This is a genomic window from Kribbella sp. NPDC002412 (genome assembly GCF_053592935.1).
On the sequence record NZ_JBSFBL010000004.1, the window covers coordinates 212328 to 234813 of the forward strand.

The 22486-nt window shown below is 69.0% G+C and carries 23 protein-coding genes; 13 read left to right on the forward strand and 10 right to left on the reverse strand.

Translation table 11 applies throughout. The annotated features are described in order from the left end of the window. The first annotated feature begins 39 nt into the window (after positions 1-39). Positions 40-783, forward strand: a complete 744-nt coding sequence (locus ACWCOV_RS05325) for an SDR family oxidoreductase (protein WP_449827970.1) — start codon at positions 40-42, stop codon at positions 781-783. Positions 784-910: 127 nt separating this feature from the next. Next, the gene (locus ACWCOV_RS05330; protein WP_449827971.1) at positions 911-1642 is read left to right on the forward strand and encodes a hypothetical protein; all 732 of its coding nucleotides are present in this window, start codon (positions 911-913) and stop codon (positions 1640-1642) included. Here the strand turns inward: ACWCOV_RS05330 and ACWCOV_RS05335 are convergent. From ACWCOV_RS05335 to ACWCOV_RS05355, 5 genes are all read right to left on the reverse strand, one after another. Beyond that, positions 1639-1938, reverse strand: coding sequence for a thiamine-binding protein (locus ACWCOV_RS05335; protein WP_449827972.1), 300 nt, complete (start codon positions 1936-1938; stop codon positions 1639-1641). The two genes, ACWCOV_RS05330 and ACWCOV_RS05335, sit on opposite strands and share 4 nt — an antisense overlap. A 64-nt stretch (positions 1939-2002) precedes the next feature. After that, positions 2003-3559, reverse strand: coding sequence for an MDR family MFS transporter (locus tag ACWCOV_RS05340; RefSeq protein WP_449827973.1), 1557 nt, complete (start codon positions 3557-3559; stop codon positions 2003-2005). Continuing rightward, positions 3556-4176, reverse strand: a complete 621-nt coding sequence (locus ACWCOV_RS05345) for a TetR family transcriptional regulator (protein ID WP_449827974.1) — start codon at positions 4174-4176, stop codon at positions 3556-3558. The genes ACWCOV_RS05340 and ACWCOV_RS05345 overlap by 4 nt, the downstream gene beginning before the upstream one ends. Before the next feature lie 87 nt (positions 4177-4263). Further along, positions 4264-4725 (reverse strand): methyltransferase family protein, encoded by a 462-nt coding sequence (locus ACWCOV_RS05350; RefSeq protein ID WP_449827975.1) that lies wholly within the window; start codon positions 4723-4725, stop codon positions 4264-4266. Then, the gene (locus ACWCOV_RS05355; RefSeq protein WP_449827976.1) at positions 4718-5197 is read right to left on the reverse strand and encodes a MarR family winged helix-turn-helix transcriptional regulator; all 480 of its coding nucleotides are present in this window, start codon (positions 5195-5197) and stop codon (positions 4718-4720) included. The genes ACWCOV_RS05350 and ACWCOV_RS05355 overlap by 8 nt, the downstream gene beginning before the upstream one ends. A gap of 38 nt (positions 5198-5235) precedes the next feature. Between ACWCOV_RS05355 and ACWCOV_RS05360 the strand changes: the two genes are divergently transcribed. From ACWCOV_RS05360 to ACWCOV_RS05385, 6 genes are all read left to right on the forward strand, one after another. Continuing rightward, positions 5236-6483, forward strand: coding sequence for a hypothetical protein (locus tag ACWCOV_RS05360; protein ID WP_449827977.1), 1248 nt, complete (start codon positions 5236-5238; stop codon positions 6481-6483). A gap of 102 nt (positions 6484-6585) precedes the next feature. Then, positions 6586-7056 (forward strand): DUF998 domain-containing protein, encoded by a 471-nt coding sequence (locus ACWCOV_RS05365; protein ID WP_449827996.1) that lies wholly within the window; start codon positions 6586-6588, stop codon positions 7054-7056. A 24-nt stretch (positions 7057-7080) separates the two neighbouring features. Next, positions 7081-7527: a MarR family winged helix-turn-helix transcriptional regulator gene (locus ACWCOV_RS05370; protein ID WP_449827978.1), complete on the forward strand. Its 447-nt coding sequence runs from the start codon at positions 7081-7083 to the stop codon at positions 7525-7527. Next, positions 7524-8735, forward strand: coding sequence for an MFS transporter (locus ACWCOV_RS05375; RefSeq protein WP_449827979.1), 1212 nt, complete (start codon positions 7524-7526; stop codon positions 8733-8735). Before ACWCOV_RS05370 ends, ACWCOV_RS05375 begins: the two co-directional genes overlap by 4 nt. 40 nt (positions 8736-8775) lie before the next feature. Further along, positions 8776-9327, forward strand: coding sequence for a TetR/AcrR family transcriptional regulator (locus ACWCOV_RS05380; protein WP_449827980.1), 552 nt, complete (start codon positions 8776-8778; stop codon positions 9325-9327). Positions 9328-9336: 9 nt separating this feature from the next. Then, entirely contained in the window at positions 9337-9843 is a 507-nt protein-coding gene (locus tag ACWCOV_RS05385; RefSeq protein WP_449827981.1) for a DUF2867 domain-containing protein, read from the forward strand. Here ACWCOV_RS05385 and ACWCOV_RS05390 read toward each other — a convergent pair. After that, positions 9826-11670, reverse strand: coding sequence for an FtsX-like permease family protein (locus ACWCOV_RS05390; protein ID WP_449827982.1), 1845 nt, complete (start codon positions 11668-11670; stop codon positions 9826-9828). The genes ACWCOV_RS05385 and ACWCOV_RS05390 overlap by 18 nt on opposite strands. A 69-nt stretch (positions 11671-11739) precedes the next feature. Next, positions 11740-12294, reverse strand: coding sequence for a TetR/AcrR family transcriptional regulator (locus tag ACWCOV_RS05395; RefSeq protein ID WP_449827983.1), 555 nt, complete (start codon positions 12292-12294; stop codon positions 11740-11742). A gap of 115 nt (positions 12295-12409) precedes the next feature. Here ACWCOV_RS05395 and ACWCOV_RS05400 point away from each other — a divergent pair, with 115 nt between their 5' ends. Next, positions 12410-14893 carry a bifunctional FO biosynthesis protein CofGH gene (locus ACWCOV_RS05400; protein ID WP_449827997.1) on the forward strand — a complete coding sequence of 828 codons (2484 nt, stop codon included), beginning with the start codon at positions 12410-12412 and terminating at the stop codon, positions 14891-14893. A gap of 792 nt (positions 14894-15685) precedes the next feature. On the opposite strand, the gene ACWCOV_RS05405 is transcribed toward ACWCOV_RS05400, so the two are convergent. Together ACWCOV_RS05405 and ACWCOV_RS05410 are read right to left on the reverse strand one after the other, a co-directional pair. Then, the gene (locus ACWCOV_RS05405) at positions 15686-16312 is read right to left on the reverse strand and encodes a hypothetical protein (protein WP_449827984.1); all 627 of its coding nucleotides are present in this window, start codon (positions 16310-16312) and stop codon (positions 15686-15688) included. Next, complete coding sequence (locus ACWCOV_RS05410; RefSeq protein WP_449827985.1) at positions 16305-18260, reverse strand: acyl-CoA dehydrogenase family protein; 1956 nt, start codon at positions 18258-18260, stop codon at positions 16305-16307. The genes ACWCOV_RS05405 and ACWCOV_RS05410 overlap by 8 nt, the downstream gene beginning before the upstream one ends. 99 nt (positions 18261-18359) lie before the next feature. Here ACWCOV_RS05410 and ACWCOV_RS05415 point away from each other — a divergent pair, with 99 nt between their 5' ends. Genes ACWCOV_RS05415 through ACWCOV_RS05430 form a run of 4 tightly spaced genes read left to right on the forward strand, consistent with a single transcriptional unit; the run spans position 18360 to position 21392 of the window. Next, the gene (locus ACWCOV_RS05415; protein ID WP_449827986.1) at positions 18360-18755 is read left to right on the forward strand and encodes a TOBE domain-containing protein; all 396 of its coding nucleotides are present in this window, start codon (positions 18360-18362) and stop codon (positions 18753-18755) included. Then, the gene (gene modA, locus ACWCOV_RS05420) at positions 18755-19531 is read left to right on the forward strand and encodes a molybdate ABC transporter substrate-binding protein (RefSeq protein WP_449827987.1); all 777 of its coding nucleotides are present in this window, start codon (positions 18755-18757) and stop codon (positions 19529-19531) included. Before ACWCOV_RS05415 ends, modA begins: the two co-directional genes overlap by 1 nt. Before the next feature lie 38 nt (positions 19532-19569). Next, the gene (modB, locus tag ACWCOV_RS05425; RefSeq protein ID WP_449827988.1) at positions 19570-20334 is read left to right on the forward strand and encodes a molybdate ABC transporter permease subunit; all 765 of its coding nucleotides are present in this window, start codon (positions 19570-19572) and stop codon (positions 20332-20334) included. Further along, entirely contained in the window at positions 20331-21392 is a 1062-nt protein-coding gene (locus tag ACWCOV_RS05430) for an ABC transporter ATP-binding protein (protein WP_449827989.1), read from the forward strand. The genes modB and ACWCOV_RS05430 overlap by 4 nt, the downstream gene beginning before the upstream one ends. Positions 21393-21425: 33 nt before the next feature. On the opposite strand, the gene ACWCOV_RS05435 is transcribed toward ACWCOV_RS05430, so the two are convergent. Next, a partial coding sequence (locus ACWCOV_RS05435; RefSeq protein ID WP_449827990.1) for a hypothetical protein occupies positions 21426-22486 on the reverse strand: 1061 nt, incomplete at its 5' end.

Consider the following 22486-nt stretch of genomic DNA (forward strand, 5'->3'; position numbering starts at 1 on the left):
AGCCTGGTTACCGCCGCCCGGCTCGCGAAGGCTGGAGCCATGAAAACGACTGGCAACACGATCTTCATGACCGGCGGCACGTCGGGAATCGGCCTCGAGCTGGCCCGGCGGTTCCGCGACCTCGGCAACACCGTGATCATCAGCGGCCGCCGCAAGGACCTGCTGGACGAGATCGCCGCCGAGGACGGCATCGCGGGGATCACCCTCGACGTCGCCGACCCGGACTCGATCAAGGCCGCCTTCGAGACGGTCACCACCGAGCACCCCGACCTCAACGTGGTCGTCACGATGGCCGGGATCATGGTCGAGGAGGACCTCCGCGACCCGGCGCACCTGGCCACGTCCGAGCAGGTCGTCGACATCAACCTGCTCGGCACGATCCGCACGCTCACCGCGTTCACGCCGTACCTGCTGGCCAAACCGGACGCGGTGATCATGACCGTCTCCTCCGGGCTCGCATTCGTCCCGCTTGTGGACACCCCGACGTACAGTGCGACCAAGGCGGCCGTCCACAGCTACACGCAGAGCCTGCGGATCCAGCTGGCCGACACCGGCGTCCAGGTGATCGAACTGGTGCCGCCGGCGGTCCAGACCGGGCTGCTGAACGGCGTGCCGGACCCGGAGTGGATGCCGCTCGACGAGTTCGTCGACGAGTCGGTCAAGCTGCTCCAGGACCAGCCGGACGCCGAGGAGATCCTGGTCAACCGGGTCCGGTTCCTCCGCGACGCAGAGCGGGAGAACCGCTACGACACGACGGTCGCTGCCCTGAACCCCGCCCGCTGAACCATACTTTTGAGTACGCGAGTCGGGGGCGGTGGTACGGGTGACGGAGACGATCGGAAGACACGCTCCTGCCCGCCGCCTGCTGCGCCGGTGGAGGCGTCGCTCGCCTGATCCACCCTTCGACACCGTGTGCAGGGAGCTCATCGACGCCAACGGCGGTCCGGCGTTGCGTGCTCACCTGTACCGGAACGACCTCGGCCCCGAGCGGGACGTGGAGCAGCGAGTAGTCGCCGACCTGGCCTTGCTCGTGCTGCACCCGGCCGAGGACGAGCTGACCGCGGAGATGCGCCGGGTCGTGGTCGTGGCCGCCGCGCTGGGCGATCATCCGGTCGCCAGGATCGCCCAGCGCAAGATCCTGGCCGCCGAGGACCAGACCCTCGTCGACGAGGTGTACGAGCTCGCGGACCAGGTGCCAAGGCTCGCCGACTTCTGCCGGGAGCACGAACTGACGCCGTCCGAGCCGGCCCGCCGGGCCGTGGTCTGGCTGCTGACGGGCAAGTACGAGCGGTACCGCCGCGCCGATCCGTACGGCGCGGCGGCTGCTGCGGCCTATGCGGCGGCCGACAGCGCCGGGCGAGCCCAGTTGCGGAGCGCAGCGATCGACGGTGGTCTCTTCGAGTTGCTGCGCCGGATGGTGTCGGACCCCGGCGAGTTCGCCGGGCTGCTGCGCGGTGAGCAGTTCACCGAGCTCAGCGCCGGCCTGGCGAAGCACGAACGCTGGAGCCTGCTCTGGGAGCTGCTCTCCGAGGTACCGCTCGCCACGGCCGTCGAGCGTTCCCGTCTGTTCCCAGCCGACTGGCGACCCGCGACTCAGGAAGGCCGACGCCGGCTGGACGAGCTACGGTCGGCGAACAACTAGTCGGACAGCTCTTGCTCGATGCGTTCGACCTTGGCGGTGAGCTGGCCGGTGAACCCGGGCCGGATGTCGGCCTTGAGAACCAGGCTGACCCGGGGCGAGACGGCCGCCACCGCACCCACGGCCTGCTTGACCACGGCCATCACCTCGTCCCACTCACCCTCGATGTTGGTGAACATCGCGTTGGTCTCGTTCGGCAGCCCGGAGGCGCGAACCACGCGGACGGCCTCGGCCACCGCCTGACTCACGCCCCCGGTCTCGTCACCACCGGAAGGGCTGATGCTGAATGCAACGATCATGCGTCTAGCGTCCCACTGGCGACGTCGTTTGCACGATGGCGGCGCCATCGTGCAAAGGACGTTGTCAGTGGGGCGCTGGCTTGCCAGCCTCCTCGTCCTCGGCCGCGCGGCGCTCAGTTGCCGAGGTGGTGAGGAGGGCCTTCTCCTTGATGAAGAGGATGGCTACCAGCGCGAGGACGGCGATCGGGACCGAGATCAGGAACAGGTCCGCGGTCGCGTTCCCGTACGCCTCCTGCACCGCCACCTTCACCTCCTCCGGCAGCGTGTTGATGTCCGGTACGGCGCCGCCGCCCTGCGAACCGTCCATCCCGAGCGACGCGGCGATCTTGTTCGCCAGCACCGCACCCAGCGCGCTGACGCCGATCGTGCCGCCCATGCTGCGGAAGAAGCTCACCACCGACGTCGCCGCACCGAGCTCGCGCGCCGGTACGTCGTTCTGCGCGGCGAGCACCAGGTTCTGCATCACCAGGCCGACGCCGACACCGAGGACGGCCATGAACACCGACATCCGGACCGTCCCGGTGTGCGCGTCGATCGTGCCGAGCAGCGCCAGCCCGACCGGCAGCAGCACGCCACCGATGACGAGGTAGATCTTCCACTTGCCGTACTTCGTGATCAGGCCACCGGCGATCGTGGACGAGATCAGCATGCCGAAGATCATCGGCAGGCTCATCAGCCCGGCCGACGTCGGCGAGTGCCCCTGGGCGATCTGGAAGTACTGCGACAGGAACACCGAGCCACCGAACATCGCCAGGCCGACCAGCATGCTGGCGACCACGGACAGGGTGACGGTGCGGTTGCGGAACAGGTCCAGCGGGATGATCGGCTCCGGGTGCCGCGCCTCGACCACCACGGCGATCGCGAGCGCGACCACGGCGATACCGACCAGCACGAGGCTCCAGCCCGACACCCAGTCGAACTTGTTCCCGGCGAACGTCGACCAGACCAGGACGATGCTCACGCCGCTGGTGATGAGCAGTGCGCCCCACCAGTCGATCCTGACGTTCCGCCGTACCGTCGGCAGGTGCAGCGTGCGCTGCAGCAGGATGATCGCGGCCAGGCTGAACGGGACGCCGACCAGGAAGCAGGCCCGCCAGCCGAGCGGCGAGTCGACCAGGAAGCCGCCGAGCAGCGGGCCGCCGACGGTCGCCGAGGCGAAGATCGCGCCGAAGATGCCGGAGTACCGGCCCAGCTCCCGCGGCGGGATGATCGCCGCCATCACGATCTGCACGAGCGCGGTCAGGCCGCCGGCGCCGATGCCCTGGACGACCCGGCTGGTCAGCAGCAGCTCGACGTTCGGGGTGAGGCCGGCGACCAGCGAGCCGATCACGAAGAACGCGAGCGACAGCTGGACCAGCAGCTTGTTGTTGTAGAGGTCGGCGAGCTTGCCCCACAACGGCACGGTGGCCGTCATCGCGAGCAGCTCGACGGTGACCACCCAGGTGTAGACGGACTGGCTGGCCTCCAGCTCGGAGATGATCCGCGGTAGCGCGGTGGACACGACCGTGCCGGCCAGTACGGCGACCAGCATGCCCATCATCAGGCCGGAGATGGCCTGGGTGGTCTGCCGTGGCGTGAGTGCGACCGGCGCCTCCGGTTGAGGTGACGAGGTCGTTGTCATGAGGGACCTTTCGCGGTGCTGTCGAAGCCAGGGTCGATGCCCTCGGCAAGTAGTCGGAAGCCTTCGCCGACCAGTTCGCTGACGCGCCGGTCGGGAGATTGTTTGTGCAGCTCCATCGCCACCCGGCAGGCGGCGCCGGACGCGCTGACGACGAGAGCGGGACGTACGGCGGTCACCGGCTCGCCCATCCGCTCCGCGAGGGCGGCGGTGAGCTGGCGTTCGTCGTCGAAGCTGGACACCATCAGCTGGTAGACCAGGTTCGGCGACTGCATGATCAGCTCACCGCGACGCGACAGCTCACCGTCCCTCTCCAGGTCTTGCAGGACCTCGCGGACGACGTGCCACATCACGGTCAGCGGGGAGACCTCGGCGGGCGCGGTCCGCATCCGCTCCAGCGCACGCTCGAGGTGCTCGGGGTTGCGCCCGAGGATCGCGTGCTCCTTGTGCGGGAAGTAGTTGAAGAAGGTCCGCACCGACACGTCGGCCGCCTCGGCGATCTCCTCGACCGTGACGTTCTCCGGGCCCTTCTCCAGCGCCAGCCGCAACGCCGCCTCGGCAAGCGCCGCCCGCGTCTCGCGCTTCTTCCGCTCCCGCAACCCACCCTCTGCCTGTTTCACCCGACCAGGCTAGGAACAAACTTGCACTCACTGCAAACTATTAACCCTGAAACTTTGCACCCATGCACAAATCAGCCGACCGACCCGTCAGCGCTTCAGACGCGGTAGCCAGGCGGGGACCGTACGGCGGTACTGCTCGTACTGGGCGCCGTAGCGGCTGAGGAGGGCGGGCTCCTCGTACCAGCGGACGAAGGACGCCATCACGGCCCACGCGAGGACGCCGTACCCGAGGACCCAGGGATCCAGGAAGGTGAGGGCCTGGCCGAGGATCGCGGTGACGACGCCGACATACATGGGGTTGCGGACGTAGCGGTAGTCGCCGCCGACCACGAGCTGCTCGGTGGGCGCGACGGGCGCCGGCGTACCGCGTCCCTCCCGGACGAAGCGCACGAACGCACGCAGTACGACGTACGCGCCGGCGGCCACCAGCACCAGCCCGGGCCAGAACCGGGGCGCGGCCCACCCGCTGATCCACCAGGGGATCAGCCCACCGACCACACAGGGCGCGGCGAAGAAGAAAGCCGTACTGCCCAGCACGGCCTTAAGCATCGTCGAGTCTCGCGATCACCCGGCCGGACAACTCGCAGAAGGTCTCGAGCTCGGCCGGACTCAGGTCGGCGAACCAGTCGGCCACCGCGGCGAAGTCACCGGCGTCACGCTCCCGCCAGTACTCCGCGCTGTGATTCGTTGCTGACAGCAACTTCCGGCGCCGGTCGGCGGGATCGGGCTCGACCTGCAACAGATCCTTGCGGACCAAGGCGGCGACGATCTGCGCGACGTTCTGATGCGTGCTCCCCAGCGCGGCGGCCGCCTCGGCCAGCGACGGCTTCCCTATCGCCGTCACCGCCGTGATCAGGGCCGCCTGCTGAGTGGTGAGCCCATCCACCCGCAGCCGCTCGTCCATCGCATACCGCAGCTTCTGGGCGAGCATCAGCGTCGTCCGGAACGCCTGGACCGACGGTGCCAGTTGTGAGCCCGCGCCGATTCCGAACAGCTCCGGGGTCTTGTTCGATGACGACATAGGCAATATATTACCTATCATCGTCGAAGGGGGCAATGATGATCTGTCTGCTGCCGCACTGCGCCTACCTGTCCGAGACGTCCCGGATGCTCGAGCTCCATCGGGCCCTGACCGCGCTCGGCCTCCCGGTCCGCGTCGCCACCCATGGCGGCCCGCACGAGCGGCTGCTCGCCGCGGCCGGCATCGAGTACGACGTCCTCGGCCCCGGCATGTCCGCCGCCCGCGCGGCCGCCTTCGTCGGCTCGGCCGCCGGGCTCGGCGATCCCCGGCAGAGCATGTACGACGACGCCGAGATCCGCATGTACGTGACCGCCGAAGCGGACTACTTCCGCGCGCACGGGATCACGGTCGCCGTCACCGGCTTCACCGTGACCACCTTGCTCTCTTCGCGACTGGCTGGCGTACGCGTCATCACCGAGCACGCGGGCAGCTTCGTCCCGCCGGTCTTCGAGCACCGCCTGCTGCCGGCGCCGACGCATCCGGTGGACCCACGCCTGGCGCACGCGCCCGACTGGCTCGCCCGGTTCCTCGTCAACAGGACGACCAACCGCACCACGGCGTACTGCGGCGGCTTCAACCGAGTGGCCGCATCGCTCGGTGTCGAAGGGATTCCCAGTCTCGCCGCATTGCTACTCGGGGATCTCTCCGTGGTGCCGGAGATCCCCGAGGTGCTCGGCATCTCGTCCGAGGAGGTCGCCGCCTGGCGGCCCGGGAAGGGCTATCGCCCCGGCTCGGAGCTCCGCACGGCCGGACCGCTGTTCGCCCATCTCGACCTTCCGCTGCCCGCTGAGGTGCAGCAGTTCCTCGACCGGCCGGGCCCGGTCGTCTACCTCGCGATGACCTCGACCCCACCGGCGGCGGTCCGTACGGCGGTCGCCGAGCTCAGCCGGCTCGACGTACGGCTCCTGGTCGCGGGCACGATCCACGACCTCTCCGACCTCACCACCGACCGGATCATGGTCCAAGGCGTGCTGCCCAGCCATCTCGTGATGCCGCAGGTCGATCTCGCGGTCACCACCGGCGGCCAGGGCAGCGTGCAGACGGCGATGGCCTGCGGTACGCCGCTCCTCGGCATCCCCCTGCACATCGAGCAGGACCTCAACGTCGTACTGGTCGAGCGCCTCGACGCCGCTCGTCGCCTCGGTCGATCCGGAAGCCTCGCCGACCTCGCGGCACGGATGCTCGACGACAAGACCCACCTCGCCGCCGCCGAGCGGATCCAGAAGCTGTACGCCGCCGTCGACGGGCCGAGCGCGGCCGCGGAGATCATCGCCCGGCAGCTCTGAGCGCTTCCTGTCCGAATCGCCGACGATCCTTCGACGTCTCTGCTGACAACCCCAGCAGAGAGGACGAGATCATGAACGTCACCCCACTTCGCGGCCTGCGGCATCGCAGCCGGGCCGCTCTTCCTGGCCGTGTGGGCCGTACAGGCCTTCACCCGGGACGGGTTCGACCCCAGCCGGCATCCGCTCAGCCTGCTCGCACTCGGCAGCGCCGGCTGGATCCAGATCGCGAACTTCGTCGTCACCGGCGCCCTGTTCATCGCTGCAGCGATCGGGCTGCGTGACCAAGGCCGCTGGCTGCCGCGCTTCGTCGCCACCCTCGGCTTCGGCCTCATCGCAGCCGGCGTCTTCGTCACTGACCCAGGCGCCGGCTTCCCCACCGGAGCACCCGAAGGGCGAGTCGATCCGAGCTGGCACGCCGTACTGCACGAGGCCGGTTTCGCCATCGTCCAACTCGCCTGGCTCGCGGTTGCCATCACCGTCGCGAAGCGCAACACCCTCCAGTTCGCCTTGCTGGCAGCAATCTGCAGCCCGCCGGTGACTCGGGTCACGATGGTGGCCACTGGAGATGCATAGTATTGCTATGTATATTTGGGGGATGTGAGTGAGACTGAGCTGACGCAGCTGGGTGTGGACATGGTGGTCGCCTCGGCGCGGTTGACGCGGTTGGCGGCGCGGGACGTGAGTGCGTTGCCGCACGCGGCGATGCGGTTGCTCGGGCGGCTGGACGAGCTCGGGCCGACCCGGATCAGCGAGCTGGCGAAGGCCGACCGGTGCTCCCAGCCGACGATGTCCAACCTCGTGCAGCGCCAGGAAGACCAGGGCTGGGTACGGCGCGAGCCCGACCCGGCCGACTCCCGCGCCAGCCTGATCAGCCTCACCGACGCCGGGTACGCCGAACTGCAGCGCGCCCGCCAGGAAGCCGGCGCGGCCGTCGCCGCCCGCCTCCGCCAACTCCCCGCGACCGACCTCGCCACCCTCGAAGCCTCGGTCGCCATCGTGCACAGGATTCTCACCCTCGATCCGTTGGAGGCCTCGGCCCGGTGAGCAACTCGTTTCTGAAGCAACCCAAGTCCGTCTGGGCGGTCGCGTTCGCCTGCGTGATCGCGTTCATGGGCATCGGCCTGGTCGACCCGATCCTGAAGCCGATCGCCGAGCAGTTGCACGCCAGCCCGTCGCAGGTGTCGCTGCTGTTCACCAGCTACATGGCGGTCATCGGTGTCGCGATGCTGATCACCGGCGCGGTCTCCAGCCGGATCGGCACCAAGCACACCCTGCTGATCGGCCTGGCCATCATCGTCGTGTTCAGCGCCCTGGCCGGCCTGTCCGACTCGATCGGCGCGATCGTCGCCTTCCGGGCCGGCTGGGGTCTCGGCAACGCGTTGTTCATCGCGACCGCGCTGGCCACGATCGTCAACTCGGCCAGCGGCTCGGTCGCCGAGGCGATCATCCTGTACGAGGCCGCGCTCGGCGTCGGCATCGCGGCCGGCCCGCTGGTCGGCGGCGAGCTCGGCACGATCTCGTGGCGCGGCCCGTTCTTCGGCGTCGCCGTACTGATGACCATCGCGCTCGCGGCGACCGCCTTCCTGCTCCCCGCGTCACCACCGGCAGCCCGCCGTACGTCGATCCTCGAGCCGCTGAAGGCGTTGCGGCACAGGTCGCTGGCGACGGTCGCGATCACGGCGCTGCTCTACAACTTCGGGTTCTTCACGTTGCTCGCGTTCACGCCGTTCCCGCTGGCGATGTCGGCGCGGCAGATCGGGCTGATCTTCTTCGGCTGGGGCATCGGCCTCGCGGTCACCTCGGTGTTCGTGGCGCCGCGGCTGCAGCGGTGGTTCGGCACGCTGCCGGTGGTGATGACGGCGCTGCTGCTGTTCGCCGCGGACCTCGCGGTGATGGGTGTCTACGCACACCACAAGGCCGTCCTCGCGGTCGGCGTGATCGTCGCGGGCCTGTTCCTCGGCATCAACAACACCCTGATCACCGAGGCGGTGATGGCAGCCGCGCCGGTCGAACGCGGCACGGCGTCGGCGGCGTACTCCTTCGTCCGCTTCTCCGGCGGCGCCATCGCCCCCTGGCTGGCCGGCAAGCTCGGCGAGGAGATCAACGTCCAGATCCCCTTCTACGTCGGCGCCTTCGCCGTCGTCCTCGCCGTAGCCACCCTGGCCACCGGCTGGAAGCCCCTCTCCCACCTCCGCACGCCCGAGACCCATTCCAAGGTGGAAGCCGAAGCCCTCACCGCCGCCGACGCCTGATTACCTGGGACCATACCAAACGGTATGGTATGGTCCCAGCATGGTGACGCGGAGCGAATGGCTCGAGGCGGGGCTGGAGCTGCTGGCGGCGGAGGGCGCGCCGGCGGTGACCATTGAGCGGCTCACCGGGAAGCTCGGGGTCACCAAAGGGTCGTATTATCACCACTTCAAGGGCGCCGCCGGGTTCCGGACGGCGCTCTTGGCGTACTTCGAGGCGCAGTTCACCACGCGGTTGATCGACACCGTGGAGAGTGCGCCCGACGCGGAACCCCGGGCCAAGTTGAAGCACCTGATGAAGCTGGTGCTGTCGGATCCGGACAGCGCTGAGCTGGAGATCGCCGTACGGGCGTGGGCCCTGCAGGATCCCGAAGTGCGGGCTGCGCAGGAGCGGGTGGATCGGGCCCGGACGGAGTACCTGAAGGGTCTCTGCCGTGGGCTGAAGACGGACGTGGATCCGGACCGCTTCGCCGAGTTGCTCTACCTGATCCTCATCGGGGCCGAGCAGGTGCTGCCGTCGGTCCGGAAGGACGACCTGCGCGAGATCTACGCGATGACCCTGCGCCTCGCGACGGGCGAGACGCTGATCGACTAGGAGGCCGCGATGCCTGCGCGTACTGACCTACCTGAGATCGACGACCTGCTGGCTGACGTCGACGTCGTCGATGTGAAGACCGTCCGTGGCCCGGTGTCGCTGCGCGAGTTCACCGCGGGTGCGCTGGGGTACTCACCGCTGTGGATCAAGGGGTTGTTCGCGGTCCGGATGGTGGTGGCGCTGGCGCTTCGCCTCGACACGACGGGAATCCCGGACTCGCGCCGGCTGCGTCCGGAGACCGTGAGCTTCACGCCGGGCGACAAGGCGTCGTTCTTCACGGTCGTCCGCGGCGCGGAGGATCACTACCTGCTGCTGGAGGTCCAGGACAATCACCTGACCGGCTGGCTGGCGATCATCACCGACAACGCGCAGCCTGCCAGCGAGTTCAAGGTCGTGACGCTGGTCAAGTACCTGCGGCCGGCCGGGCGGTTCTACTACAACCTGATCCGGCCGTTCCACCACGTCGTGGTGCAGAGCATGGCTCGCGCGGGCGCCAGATCATTCTCGTCCCGCTAGCAGGGAGATCGGCTGCGGACTGGTGGCTCGGTGCGCGGTCACGGCCGCCGCGGAACCGACCACGACGATCGCGGCGGCGAGGATCAGGCCCAGCAGACGCCACGGAATCGCCAATGCGGCAAGTCCGTACGGGCCTGCGGCGATGCCGGCCAGCGCTGCTCCGGCGACGAGAGATCCGAGCAGTACGCCGACAACCACGACGGCTGTGGACTCGACCAACGCGACCTGGACGACCTGGACTCTGGTCAGGCCGGCCATCCGGGCGAGGGCGAACTCGCGGCGGCGGTCCGCGGTGGACATCACCACGGCGTTGACGACGGCAACCGCGGTGAAGATCCCGGCGAGGCCCATCAGCGCGGCGAAGAGGCCGGAGTTGCTGCGCTGCTGGGCTTCGCCTCTGGCTTCGGCCCACTCCTTCACGGTCTGCGCGCCGGCGATCTTGTGGCCTGGCGCAACCTTCACGAGGGTCTCGGTGCGTCCGCCGGCGGGCAGCAGGGTGCGCGGGACGAAGAAGTTCTCGCTGACGTCCAGCGTCTCAGGCATGATCGCGACCACCTTGACCGGGAGCTTTCTGTTGCCGAGAGCAATTGTCAGGGTCGCGCCGAGCTTGTACCCCTCGGCGGCCATGCCGGGGCCGATGGCGATCGTTCGCCCGGTGAGGCGGTCGAGGGAGCCCTTGCGCGGCCGGAGCCTGTGCGTCTGCTGGTACGCGGCCGGATTGATCCCGATCGCCTCGGAGTAGACGGTTCGCTTTCCGCGCGTGACGGCAACCGGTACGGCGGTCTGCGGTGAGGCGACCTCGATCCCCGGCCCGGGTTGGATCGCGTGGTCGACCACGAGATCCGCGGTGATCAGTCTCTCCTGCTCCACGCCGACGGCCTTGGCCAGTGACCCGAACGTTCCCCACAGACCGACGACGAGACCGACGAGGACGATCAACGGCGCTGCGGTGGTGGCGCTCCGCCGTACTGCGTGCAGGACGCCGGCTCGGGCGAGGTCGGTGATCAGGTTGCCGCGGAGGACGGCGGCGGGGAGACGGCCGGTCAGCGGTACGACGATCGGGCTGAGCTGGCTGAGGGCGATCGAGCCGCTGATCATCACGACGAGACCGACCATCAGGCCGGCGACGAGATCACGGGCCGCCTGCGCGGCGATCACCAGCAGAACCGTGCACGCGGCTGCGGAGAGTCCCCAGAACCAGCGCCACGCGGTCATCACTCGCGTCGCCTTGGGTGAGTCGGTGATTGCTTCGAGTGCGCTGACTCTCGAGGCGCGCCAGGCGGCGGTGAGTACGCCGACCAGCGCCGTACTCATCCCGACGATCATCGCGGACCACATCGCGCCTTGGTCCCAGGGCGCGTGGAACCAGTCCGGGAGCATGCCCAGTGTGATCAGCAACTTGGACTGCGCCCAGGTGCCTAGCAGCCCGATGGGCACGCCGATCGCAGTCCCGAGCAGGCCGAGCAGCACCGCCTCACACAGCAGCATCAAGCAGACGTAGCCACGCTGAGCGCCGATGAGCCGCAACAGCCCGAGCTCCCGCCGCCGCTGCACCACCGTGAACCCGAACGTCGTGCTGACGATGAACACGGTCAGGAACACCGCGAGCATCACCGACATCCCCATCAACGTCGCCGCCCCGACGTACCCCTCCCGCACCCTCGCCCGCTCGTACGCCGACAACCCACCCGGCAACACCGGCCGATCCGTCGCCGCCAGCACCTGCAACCCGGACTGCACCAGCCCGACCCCGAGCGCCACGGCGACGACCGCCCCAGCGAACAACTGCCACCTGTCCCGCACCGCCCCAACCGACAACCTCAGCATGCCTCCAGCCAACTACCTGGAGTTCCGTGCGCCCCGGGCTCGAGCACCCGACCTGAGGTATCGCCGGCGCTACCTCAGCACGTCCAGCAGAGCTGCGAAGTCTGCTCGATCCACCTCGCGGGCACCGATGAGAGCTTGCAGGAGGAGACCATCGAGGGCCGCCACGAGCAGGCGGGCCTTGTGGGGGTCGGCGGTGAAGGCTCGGGCTATTTCGGTGAGGGGTTCGAGCCATGCTCCGGCGACCTCGCGGAGGTCCGGCCGGCGGGCGGCGTACAGGTAGAGCTCGTAGACCGCGAGGGTCCGCCCGCGCCGGCGGTCCAGGCCGTGCTCGATCAACCGCGCCAGCTCGTCCGCCGGCCGGGCGCCCAGCTCACTCCCCCACCCGTGCAGCTCGGCCGCGAGATCCTCCGCCGCCCAGGTCAGCGCGGCGACCAGCAGATCGTCGAGCGTCGGGAAATGGTAGGTGATCGACGCGACCGACACATCCGCCTCCGCGGCCACCGCACGATGGCTCACACCTGCGACTCCGTCGCGCTCGACCACCGCCAGCGTCGCGCGCAGCAGCTCGCCCCGCCGCAGCTCACCACGCCTCCGACGGCCGTCGACACCCCGCCTGACCTGCACGAACAGCAAACTATCAGGACAGCTGTACGGATTGTTTTTGGTCCCCGGAATCGCGGGAACGCCCGGTTTCCGGCGCTTAGGCTCGGATTTCGTGGCCAATGACATCAGTACGGCGATGCGCCGAGCACTCAAGCGTGCGGACGACGGCAAGACACTCGACCCGGCCGAGGCAGAGGTGCTGCTCGCCGCCACCGGCGACGCGCTGACCGCCTTGATGGCGACCGCGGCGCGGGTCCGCGACCAGGGCCTGGCGGACGCCGGCCGGGCCGGGATCGTCACCTACTCGAAGAAGGTGTTCATCCCGCTGACCCGGTTGTGCCGGGACCGGTGCCACTACTGCACGTTCGCGACCACGCCGGGCCGCGTGCACTCGCCGTACCTCTCGCCGGACGAAGTGTTGGAGATCGCGCGCCAGGGCGCGGCCCTCGGCTGCAAGGAGGCGCTCTTCACCCTCGGCGACGCCCCCGAGGAGCGGTGGGACGCGGCGCGCAAGTGGCTCGAGGAGGCCGGGTACGACAGCACGCTCGACTACGTGCGGGCGATGTCGATCCGGGTGCTCGAGGAGACCGGCCTGCTCCCGCACCTGAACCCGGGCGTGATGAAGTGGCAGGACCTGCAGCGGCTGAAGCCGGTCGCGCCGAGCATGGGCATGATGCTGGAGACCACGTCGCGTCGGCTGTTCGAGGAGAAGGGCCAGCCGCACTTCGGCTCACCCGACAAGGACCCGGCGATCCGGCTGCGGGTGCTGGAGGACGCAGGCCGGTCGAACGTCCCGTTCACCACCGGACTGCTGATCGGCATCGGCGAGAACCTGACCGAGCGGGCCGACTCGATCTTCGCGTTGCGCAGGATTGCCCGGCAGTACAACGGGATCCAGGAAGTCATCATCCAGGGGTTCCGGGTGAAGCCGGACACGGCGATGCGCAACGACGACGACGTACCGCTGGAGGAGTGGCTGGCCGCGATCGCGGTCACCCGGATCGTGCTCGGGCCGCGGGTGCGCGTCCAGGCGCCGCCGAACCTGGTCGACCTTGCCGAGTGCCGCGCGCTGCTCGACGCGGGGATCGACGACTTCGGCGGGGTGTCGCCGCTGACGCCCGACCACGTGAACCCCGAGCGTCCGTGGCCGCAGATCGACGACCTCGCGAAGGTGAGCGCCGACGCTGGGTTCCAGCTGCGGGAGCGGCTCACCGCGCATCCGGAGTACTTGCGTGAGCCGTGGCTCGACCCGCGGTTGATCTCGCACGTCGAGGCGCTGGTCGATCCGGCGACCGGGTTGGCCAACGAGTCGGCGCTTCCGGTCGGCCTGCCGTGGCAGGAGCCGGACGGCGGCTGGGACAGCGTCGGGCGGACCGATCTGCACACCGCGATCGACACCGAGGGTCGCCGTACCGAGACCCGCTCCGACTTCGATGCGGCGTACGGCGACTGGGACGTTCTCCGCGAGCAGGTCGCTGGACGGTCGGCACCCGAACGCATCGAAGGTGATGTGAAGTCAGCGCTCGCGGCCGCCGAACGTGATCCCGCCGGTCTGTCCGACGCCCAGGCGCTGACGTTGATGACGGCAACGGGTCCGGCCCTGGACGCACTGGCTTCACTGGCGGACGACTTGCGGAAGGCAACGGTCGGCGACGACGTCACCTACGTCGTCAACCGGAACATCAACTTCACCAACGTCTGCTACACCGGCTGCCGGTTCTGCGCGTTCGCCCAGCGGCGGACCGACGCCGACGCGTACTCGCTGTCGATGGACGAGGTCGGCCAGCGCGCCGAGGAAGCCTGGGTGATCGGCGCCACCGAGGTCTGCATGCAGGGCGGCATCCACCCCGACCTGCCGGGTACGGCGTACGCCGACCTGGTCCGCGCGGTCAAGGACCGGGTGCCCGAGATGCACGTGCACGCGTACTCGCCGATGGAGATCGTCAACGGCTCGGTCCGGACCGGGCTGTCGATCGAGGACTTCCTGATCTCGGTGAAGGAGGCCGGGCTGGACAGCATCCCCGGCACCGCCGCCGAGATCCTCGACGACGACGTCCGCTGGATCCTCACCAAGGGGAAGTTGCCCACGGCAACCTGGATCGAGGTGATCAGCACCGCGCACAAGGTCGGGCTGCCGTCGAGCTCGACGATGATGTACGGCCACGTCGACGCGCCGCACCACTGGGTCCAGCACCTGCGCACGATCGCCGCCGTTCAGGACCGGACCGGCGGGTTCACCGAGTTCGTGCTGCTGCCGTTCATCCACCAGAACTCGCCGATCTACCTGGCCGGGGTCGCGCGGCCGGGTCCGACGTACGACGAGAACCGCGCGGTGCACGCGATGGCGCGGATCATGCTGCACGGGCGGATCGACAACATCCAGTGCTCGTGGGTGAAACTCGGCGTCGACGGCTGCGTCGCGGTGCTGAACGGCGGCGTCAACGACATCGGCGGGACGCTGATGGAGGAGACGATCAGCCGGATGGCCGGCTCCAAGCACGGCTCGCGCAAGTCCATCGCCGAGCTCACCGCGATGGCGACCGCGGCCGGCCGCCCGGCTCGCCAGCGCACCACGACGTACGGCGAAGTCCCCTCCCGCCCGGCGCTGGAACTCGCCTGAAGTTCCCGGTGGGTGTCTGGTCCCCAGCAGCACCAGACACCCACCGAAGACGGCAAACGCCGACCGCGCCTGATGTCGGTCGCCACCTCACTGGCGACCGGCACCGTAACGGCACGGCCGGCGTCCTGCTGTTGCCCCGAGAGGGCAGTCGGCCCGAAGGAGGGCGGGACCGGCGTCTCATTCCGTGACCGGCAGGGGAGGTACAGTCCGGTCTCGGACGGGAGCACTTCCGGGTTCCACCTGGAGCCTGTGTCAGCGACCCGTCCGTCGCCGACAGCAGAACGTTGTCACGCGGCCACAGCGGCGGACCATCCCCCGGATCAAACATTTGCATTGCCTTTGAACAAGGCAACCGTGAGTGAACAAACCCTCACTTTCCGTACACCCGTTGCCTTCCGCAACAACAGCCCGACTGCCACCTCAACCAACTGCGGCTGACGACCAAAGGTCTATGCCAGATCCCCGAATCCACTCGCTCGCATAGGGACGCACGTCGGTGCCGTGGTCACGCGGAATCGTGGATCGTACCGGTGGTCACGCGCGTTCGCCGCGGTCACGCGCGCTCGGGCGGTGCGCACGCGCGCCGGCGGCGTGGGCACGCGGGATCGCGCCGTGAGCACGCCGGGGGTGTGCACGCGCGGCGGTGTCGCGTTCGTGCCGTGAGCACGCGCGGCGATGTCGTGGGCGCGCGAGTTTGTGGCGTGGGCGCGGGCGGGGTGTGCTGCGGCGGGCTGTGTGCAGGCGAACAGCGGCCTGCCCGAGGTGTGTCGGGCGGGCCGCTGGTGGTTGGGGTTAGTACGGGTAGGTGTCGTCGCGGCGGGTGGGGTCGAGATCCCAGAGGGAGAATTCGACGATCTTGTGGGACTCCTCGCCGCCGGCCGGGGTGAGGCCGGCGTTGTCGTAGTCCTTGGAGCCGAGGCCGTCGAGGTAGCAGAGCAGCTCGAACGCGGACTGCGCGTCCTCGATGTCGTCGACGACCTCGTCGTTCTGCGCCTCGTCCGCGCGGCTGCGGACGTACTGCACGAACGCTTCCGGGTCCGTCACCACGTAGTCGTAGCGCGCCTGGTAGCTGAGCCGGATGCCATCCTCCGGCAGCAGCGGCTCCTCCAGCTCCTCGAGGTCGTCGATGCTGCCGCCCTCGACGATCTCCCGGTAGTCCGCGGGGTCGTCGAAGTCGTCCGGCCCCAGCGGCAGGTCGTCGAGCTCGTCGGGGTCGTACGAGTCGATCCCGAGGAAGATGTCACCCCAGCCTCGTTCGTGCACGGCGTCCGCGAGCGCCCGGGCCTGGACCCGGACGTTCTCGATCGCGCCGGTGGCCCGCAGGTCGTGCAGGTCCAGAGCGTCGGCCTGCTCCAGCAGCACCCGGGCGAGTTCACGGGCGGCCTCGGCGGCCGACGCGGGTTCGATCGGCTCACTCATGCTGCGACGGTACAACCATCGGCACATCGACCGCCGCGCCCGGTACGCCGAACGCGTCGACGAGCTCCACCGCGACCGGCCGAACCGTGGCACACAGCTCGTTCACCAGCGCCGTGATCGCCTTCGACCGGCCGGGCGACAACCGCCCGTGCTCGAGGTACCAGGCCCGCTCCGACTCGATCGTCGCGAGCGCGTGCAGGTCGTACAGATCCTTCAGCAGCACGCGAATCTCCTCCGGCGCGTTCTGCACGGCGGCCTGGAACGCCTCCAGTACGACCCGGTCCACGTGCGCCCGCCCGGCCGCGATGACATGGTCCTGGCACCGGTTGAACACGTCGAACGGCTCGTCCCCCGCGTCGATCCCCGCCTTCAACCGCCGCGCCACCCCGGACAGCATGTGCTCCTCCCGGAACCGGAGCATGCCGGAGTGGTACGCGTCGTCCCGCAGCCCCGCATCCGGATCGGCCGTGTCGCTCCGGTTCGGTACGGCGTCGCGCAGCCGCTCGACCAGCGGTCGCAGCGACGCCTTCTCGACCGCGATCTCGACCGCCTGCGCCGCGATGAACCGGGCCGTTCCGAGCGGGTCGAGCTTCCCGAACGACTCCCGGTAGTCCGTCAGCAGGCCCTTCGCGACCAGCTGCAACAGGACGGTGTTGTCCCCTTCGAAGGTGGTGAACACGTCGGTGTCCGCCTTCAGCGTGGCCAGCCGGTTCTCCGCCAGGTAGCCGGCGCCGCCGCAGGCCTCGCGGCAGGTCTGGATCGTCTCGGTCGCGTGCCACGTGCCGACCGCCTTCGTCCCGGCCGCCTGAGCCTCGAGCGCCCGCCGGTCGTGCTCCCCCTCCCCCACCCGGCCGAAGGCCGGCTGCTTTTCGTTGCTTCTGTCGAAGATGCGGACGAACTCGTCCACGAGCTCCGCCTGGGCGAAGTGCAGCGCGTAGGTCCGGGCGAGCAGCGGCAGCAGTCGTCGTTGATGCATCCGGTAGTCGAGCAGCAACGCCTCCTCCGCACTCCCCGGCGCCCCGAACTGCCGGCGTTGGGCGCCGTACCGAATCGCGATCGTGAGGGCGACCTTGCTGGCGTTGATCGCGGCGCCGCCGACCGACACCCGGCCCTGGACCAGCGTCCCGAGCATGGTGAAGAACCGGCGGTCCGGGTTCTCGATCTCGCTCGCGTAGTTGCCCTCGGCATCGACTTGGGCATATCGGTCGAGCAGCGCCGCCCGCGGCACGCGGACCTGGTCGAACACGATCCGCCCGTTGTCCACACCATTCAGCCCGAGCTTCGGACCGCAGTCGGACAGCGTGACGCCCGGCATCGGCGAACCGTCCTCCGACCGGATCGGAACCAGCAGGCAGTGCACGCCATGGTTCTCACCACCGACGATGAGCTGCGCGAACACCGCCGCCATCCGGCCGTGCCGCGCCGCGTTGCCGATGTAGTCCTTCCGTGCGGCCGCGTTCGGGGTGTGCACGACGAACTCCCCGGTCGAGGCGTCGTACGTCGCTGTCGTCCCGAGCGCCTGGACGTTCGAGCCGTGGCCGGTCTCGGTCATCGCGAAGCAGCCCAGCAGCCGGCCGCTGATGGCGTCGGCCAGGTACTCCTCGTGGTGCCGCTCGGTCCCCAGGTGCAGGATCGCGCCGGCGAACAGCCCGAACTGCACACCCGCCTTCACCATCAGCGAGAGGTCCCCGAAGGCGAGCATCTCGAACCCGGCGACGAACCCGCCGAGGTCGCCGCCACCGCCGTACTCCTTCGGGAAGCCGCGCGCCGGATGGCCCTCCGCGGTGATCCGCTCCAGCAGCCCGAGCACCCGCTCGCGGTACTCGTCCCGCGGCAGGGTGACGGCCAGGTCGAACAGCTCCGCGTCGGCGGCCAGCCCGGCGCGCACCACGTCGCGGGCCGCCTTGTACGGCCCGTCCAGGTAGTCCCGCATCCCCGATGTCGTCATGCTCATAACCTATGCGGATCGGCGGGCACTTTCCGTCATCACCTCATGACTGTGGACAACTCGAGTCATATCCGCATCTGCGGCACTAGACTGTCGATCGTGCCGAAATTGCGGATCAGTGAGGCTGCTGCGCTCCTCGGAGTCAGCGATGACACCGTGCGCCGGTGGGTGGAGCAGGGCAGGTTGCCGTCGGTTCAGGACGGCGGGCGGATGGCGGTCGACGGGCGTGAGCTCGCCGCTTTCGCCCAGCGGCTGGTGGAGTCGCCCGAGCCGGGCAACACCACCGCCGCCTCGGCGCGCAACCGCATGCGGGGGATCGTCACCCGCGTGCTCAAGGACGGCGTGATGGCCCAGGTCGAGATGCAGGCCGGGCCGTTCCGCGTCGTGTCGCTGATGAGTCGCGAGGCCGCCGACGAGCTCGGTCTGGAGCCCGGTGTGGTGGCCGTCGCCTCGATCAAGTCCACCCATGTCGTCGTCGAAATCCCGGAGGCCTGATGCTCGGCCGTACTGCGCTCGCCGCCTTCGCCGCCGTTGCCGCGCTCACCGTTGCCGGCTGCGGTGACGACACCCCGGCGGCATCATCGGGCGACGCAGGTACGACGTCGCTGTCCGGGACCGTCAACGTGTTCGCGGCCGCGTCGCTGACCGGCTCTTTCACCCAGATCGGCAAGGACTTCGAGAAGGCGCACCCCGGTGTGAAGGTGGTGTTCAACTTCGCCGGCAGCTCGGCGCTGGCGCAGCAGATCAACCAGGGTGCGCCGGCCGACGTGTTCGCCTCGGCGGCGCCGAAGAACATGGACCAGGTGACCGACAAGAACACGCCGACTGTGTTCGTGCAGAACACGCTGGAGATCGCCGTACCCACCGGGAACCCGGGCAAGATCGCCGGGCTGAAGGACTTCGCGGACGAGAACAAGAAGATCGCGCTGTGCGCCGCACAAGTGCCCTGCGGGGCCGCGGCGGACAAGGTGTTCAAGGCGGTCGGCATCACGCCGCAGCCCGACAGCCTGGAGCAGGACGTCAAGGCCGCGCTGACGAAGGTGAGCCTCGGTGAGGTCGACGCGGCGCTCGTCTACAAGACCGACGTGCTGTCGTCGAAGGACAAGGTGGAGGGCATCGCGTTCCCCGAGGCCGACAAGGCGATCAACGAGTACCCGATCGCCACGCTGGCCAAGGCGCCGAACCCGGACGGCGCCAAAGCGTTCGTGGACTACGTCCTCTCCGACCAGGGCAAGGCAGTCCTCACCGCTGCCGGGTTCGCCGCACCGTGAGTCGCAGGAGCAGGAGCACGACCGGGCGGCTGCCCCTCGTGCTCTTGCTGCCTGCTCTGCTCGGTCTGGCGTTCCTGCTGCTCCCACTGCTCGGCCTGCTCGCCAGAGCGCCCTGGTCGACACTGCCGAGCCGGTTGTTCAGTCCAGACGTCTGGACCGCGCTGCGGCTGTCGCTGGTGTGTGCGAGCGCTGCAACCGTGGTGTGCCTGCTGTTGGGTATCCCGCTGGCGTGGCTGTTGGCCAGAGGCTCTGTGCCTGGCCGGGGGCTCATCAGGGCGTTGGTCACTGTCCCGCTGGTGCTGCCACCGGTGGTGGGCGGTGTGGCGCTGTTGCTGGTGCTGGGGCGTCGCGGGCTGATCGGTGAGCGGCTGGACCTGTGGTTCGGGTTCTCCTTGCCCTTCACAACAGCTGGGGTGATCGTGGCGGAGGCGTTTGTAGCCATGCCGTTCCTGGTGATCTCTGTGGAGGGCGCACTGCGTGCTGCGGACCCTCGCTACGAGGAGGCAGCGGCCACGCTGGGGGCAGGTCGTTGGCTGACGTTCCGTCGCGTCACGCTGCCGTCGATCGCGCCGGGAGTCGTCGCAGGCGCCGTACTGTGCTGGGCTCGGGCTCTGGGTGAGTTCGGCGCGACCATCACGTTCGCGGGCAACTTCCCCGGCCGTACGACGACCATGCCGCTGGCCGTGTATCTCGCGTTGGAGACCGACCCCGAGGTGGCCGTCGTACTGAGTCTGGTGCTGCTGCTCGTGTCAGTCGTCGTGCTGGCGTCTCTGCGCGAGCGTTGGATCAGTGGGCTGCGATGACTCTTCATGCTGACGTGCAGGTGCGCCGTGGGGACTTTGACCTCTCACTGGAGCTGTCTGTCGAGCCGGGTGAAGTGGTGGCGTTGCTTGGGCCCAATGGGGCCGGCAAGACGACTGCGTTGCGTGCCATCGCCGGTCTGCTGCCGGTGGAGGCTGGGCGCATCGCGCTGGACGAGCAGGTGTGGGACGAGCCGCCGCGGGTGTTCCGTACGGCGGACCGGCGGCCGATCGGGGTCGTCTTCCAGGACTACCTGCTCTTCAACCACCTGACCTGCTTGGAGAACGTCGCCTTCGGGCTGCGGGCGCGTGGGGTCGACAAGCATGCTGCACGCGCTGAGGCCTGGCGGTGGCTGGAGGCGGTCGGGTTGGCGTCGTACGCGCGTACTCGTCCTCGCTCGTTGTCCGGCGGACAGGCCCAACGGGTGGCGCTGGCTCGGGCCCTGGCCACAGACCCGGAGCTGCTGTTGCTGGACGAGCCGTTGGCCGCGTTGGACGCCAGTACGACGATTCACGTACGCGCCGAGCTGGACCAGCACCTGCAACGCTTCCCCGGTCGCACACTGCTCGTCACGCACGACCCACTCGATGCCATGGTCCTCGCAGACCGCCTGGTCATCGTGGAGAACGGCCGCATAGTCCAGCAAGGCCGCCCCACCGACATCTCCCGCCGCCCCCGCACCGACTACGTAGCCCAACTGGTCGGCCTCAACCTCTACCGCGGTACGGCGTCCGGCACGACAGTCAGCCTGGCCAGCGGCGGCACCATAACCCTCGCCGAACCAGCCAGCGGTCCGGTCCACGTCGCCTTCCCACCCACTGCGGTCAGCCTGTACGTCGAACCGCCGTCCGGAAGCCCCCGCAACACGTGGCCCGCGACAGTCACCGGCATCGAACAACACGCCCACACAGTCCGAGTCCGCCTCACCGCAACCCCCACCGGCCCCGACACCCTCCTGGCCGACATCACCCCAGCCGCCGTAGCCGACCTCCACCTAACCCCCGGCCAACCCCTCCACGCCACCCTGAAAGCCACCGAAATCCACACCTACCCCAGCTAGCTGTCTATCCACGCAACATCGTGTGGACCGCCTTCAGGCCAACCGGTGGTTCCAGGCTAGTTGGAGGATTGCGGCTCCGGCGGCTTGTAGGGGCTTTTGGTGGAGGTAGTTGTTGATGACTTCGGGGGTGAAGGGTTCGGGGGCGAGGATCTGGCCTTCGGTGTTGCCTTGGACAACTTTGCTGAATAGGTCGTCGAAGACGGGGGAGTCGATGGAGAGGACGGTTAGTAGGTCGGTGGCGAAGGTTAGGGGGTCTGTGCCTAGGCCTACGCAGTGGGCGCGGGCGGTGCCTTCGGATAGGGCGGTGGTTAGGTGGGCGGCTAGGGGCCAGGTGGGGTAGTCGATGGGGCCGTTGTAGGTCTCTGATGCTCCTAGGAGTTCTTCGGAGAGTTCGCGGACGATGTTGTGCCACAGGGAGAAGTCGTTCAGTTCGTCTGTGGTTGGTTGGAAGATGCCGGACGGGACGACTTGGTAGAGGCCGGCTGCGTGGGCGACCTTGGTGGGGTCGCGCCAGTGCAGGTAGAAGGTCGACTCGCCGGTCGTGATGTCGCGGCGGATGGTCAAGGTGCTGATCGCGATGTTGGTCGGGCGACGCGTCGGGTCCCACGGGTCGCCGATCGCGGTGCGGACAGTTGCCGGGTCGGAGTGGCCCAGGCGGCGGGCGGCGTACTCGTGCGCGGCGGCCTCCCCGGTGTTGATGCTGTCGAAGTAGGTGCCTCGGCCTAGGCGAAGCACCGGCTGTGGACCGGCCAGGTCCGCGGACAGCAGCCGGTACGTCGGCCGGTTCTCGAAGACCGCGGGTGGAGCCAGCTCGGCCATCGCCTCCGCGTAGGTCGCGTACGGCCGGCCGGGCACGACCCCCGTCACGCCGGAAAAGACCGCATCCGGGTCGAATTCCAGCCGCACGGACGTCAGCGGAACGGGCTCCGGCGGGATCCACGACGCCGGTGCCAGCAACGGAGTGCCCGCAACCCGGCAAGCCGGTGGGAACTCGTCGGCGGCTTCCACCCCGAGCCGATAGCGATTGGCGACCAGGTACCGGCGTACCTCTAGCCAGGTCTCAGAAGGCGAGGACATGGAGCAGTCCGACGAGG

Coding starts and splice junctions, on each gene's coding strand:
- ACWCOV_RS05325 (WP_449827970.1), top strand. CDS start 40: ATGAAAACGACTGGCAACACGATCTTCATGACCGGCGGCACGTCGGGA.
- ACWCOV_RS05335 (WP_449827972.1), bottom strand. CDS start 1,938: ATGATCGTTGCATTCAGCATCAGCCCTTCCGGTGGTGACGAGACCGGG.
- ACWCOV_RS05340 (WP_449827973.1), bottom strand. CDS start 3,559: ATGACAACGACCTCGTCACCTCAACCGGAGGCGCCGGTCGCACTCACG.
- ACWCOV_RS05350 (WP_449827975.1), bottom strand. CDS start 4,725: ATGCTTAAGGCCGTGCTGGGCAGTACGGCTTTCTTCTTCGCCGCGCCC.
- ACWCOV_RS05355 (WP_449827976.1), bottom strand. CDS start 5,197: ATGTCGTCATCGAACAAGACCCCGGAGCTGTTCGGAATCGGCGCGGGC.
- ACWCOV_RS05360 (WP_449827977.1), top strand. CDS start 5,236: ATGATCTGTCTGCTGCCGCACTGCGCCTACCTGTCCGAGACGTCCCGG.
- ACWCOV_RS05380 (WP_449827980.1), top strand. CDS start 8,776: ATGGTGACGCGGAGCGAATGGCTCGAGGCGGGGCTGGAGCTGCTGGCG.
- ACWCOV_RS05385 (WP_449827981.1), top strand. CDS start 9,337: ATGCCTGCGCGTACTGACCTACCTGAGATCGACGACCTGCTGGCTGAC.
- ACWCOV_RS05390 (WP_449827982.1), bottom strand. CDS start 11,670: ATGCTGAGGTTGTCGGTTGGGGCGGTGCGGGACAGGTGGCAGTTGTTC.
- ACWCOV_RS05400 (WP_449827997.1), top strand. CDS start 12,410: ATGCGCCGAGCACTCAAGCGTGCGGACGACGGCAAGACACTCGACCCG.
- ACWCOV_RS05405 (WP_449827984.1), bottom strand. CDS start 16,312: ATGAGTGAGCCGATCGAACCCGCGTCGGCCGCCGAGGCCGCCCGTGAA.
- ACWCOV_RS05410 (WP_449827985.1), bottom strand. CDS start 18,260: ATGACGACATCGGGGATGCGGGACTACCTGGACGGGCCGTACAAGGCG.
- modA (WP_449827987.1), top strand. CDS start 18,755: ATGCTCGGCCGTACTGCGCTCGCCGCCTTCGCCGCCGTTGCCGCGCTC.
- ACWCOV_RS05430 (WP_449827989.1), top strand. CDS start 20,331: ATGACTCTTCATGCTGACGTGCAGGTGCGCCGTGGGGACTTTGACCTC.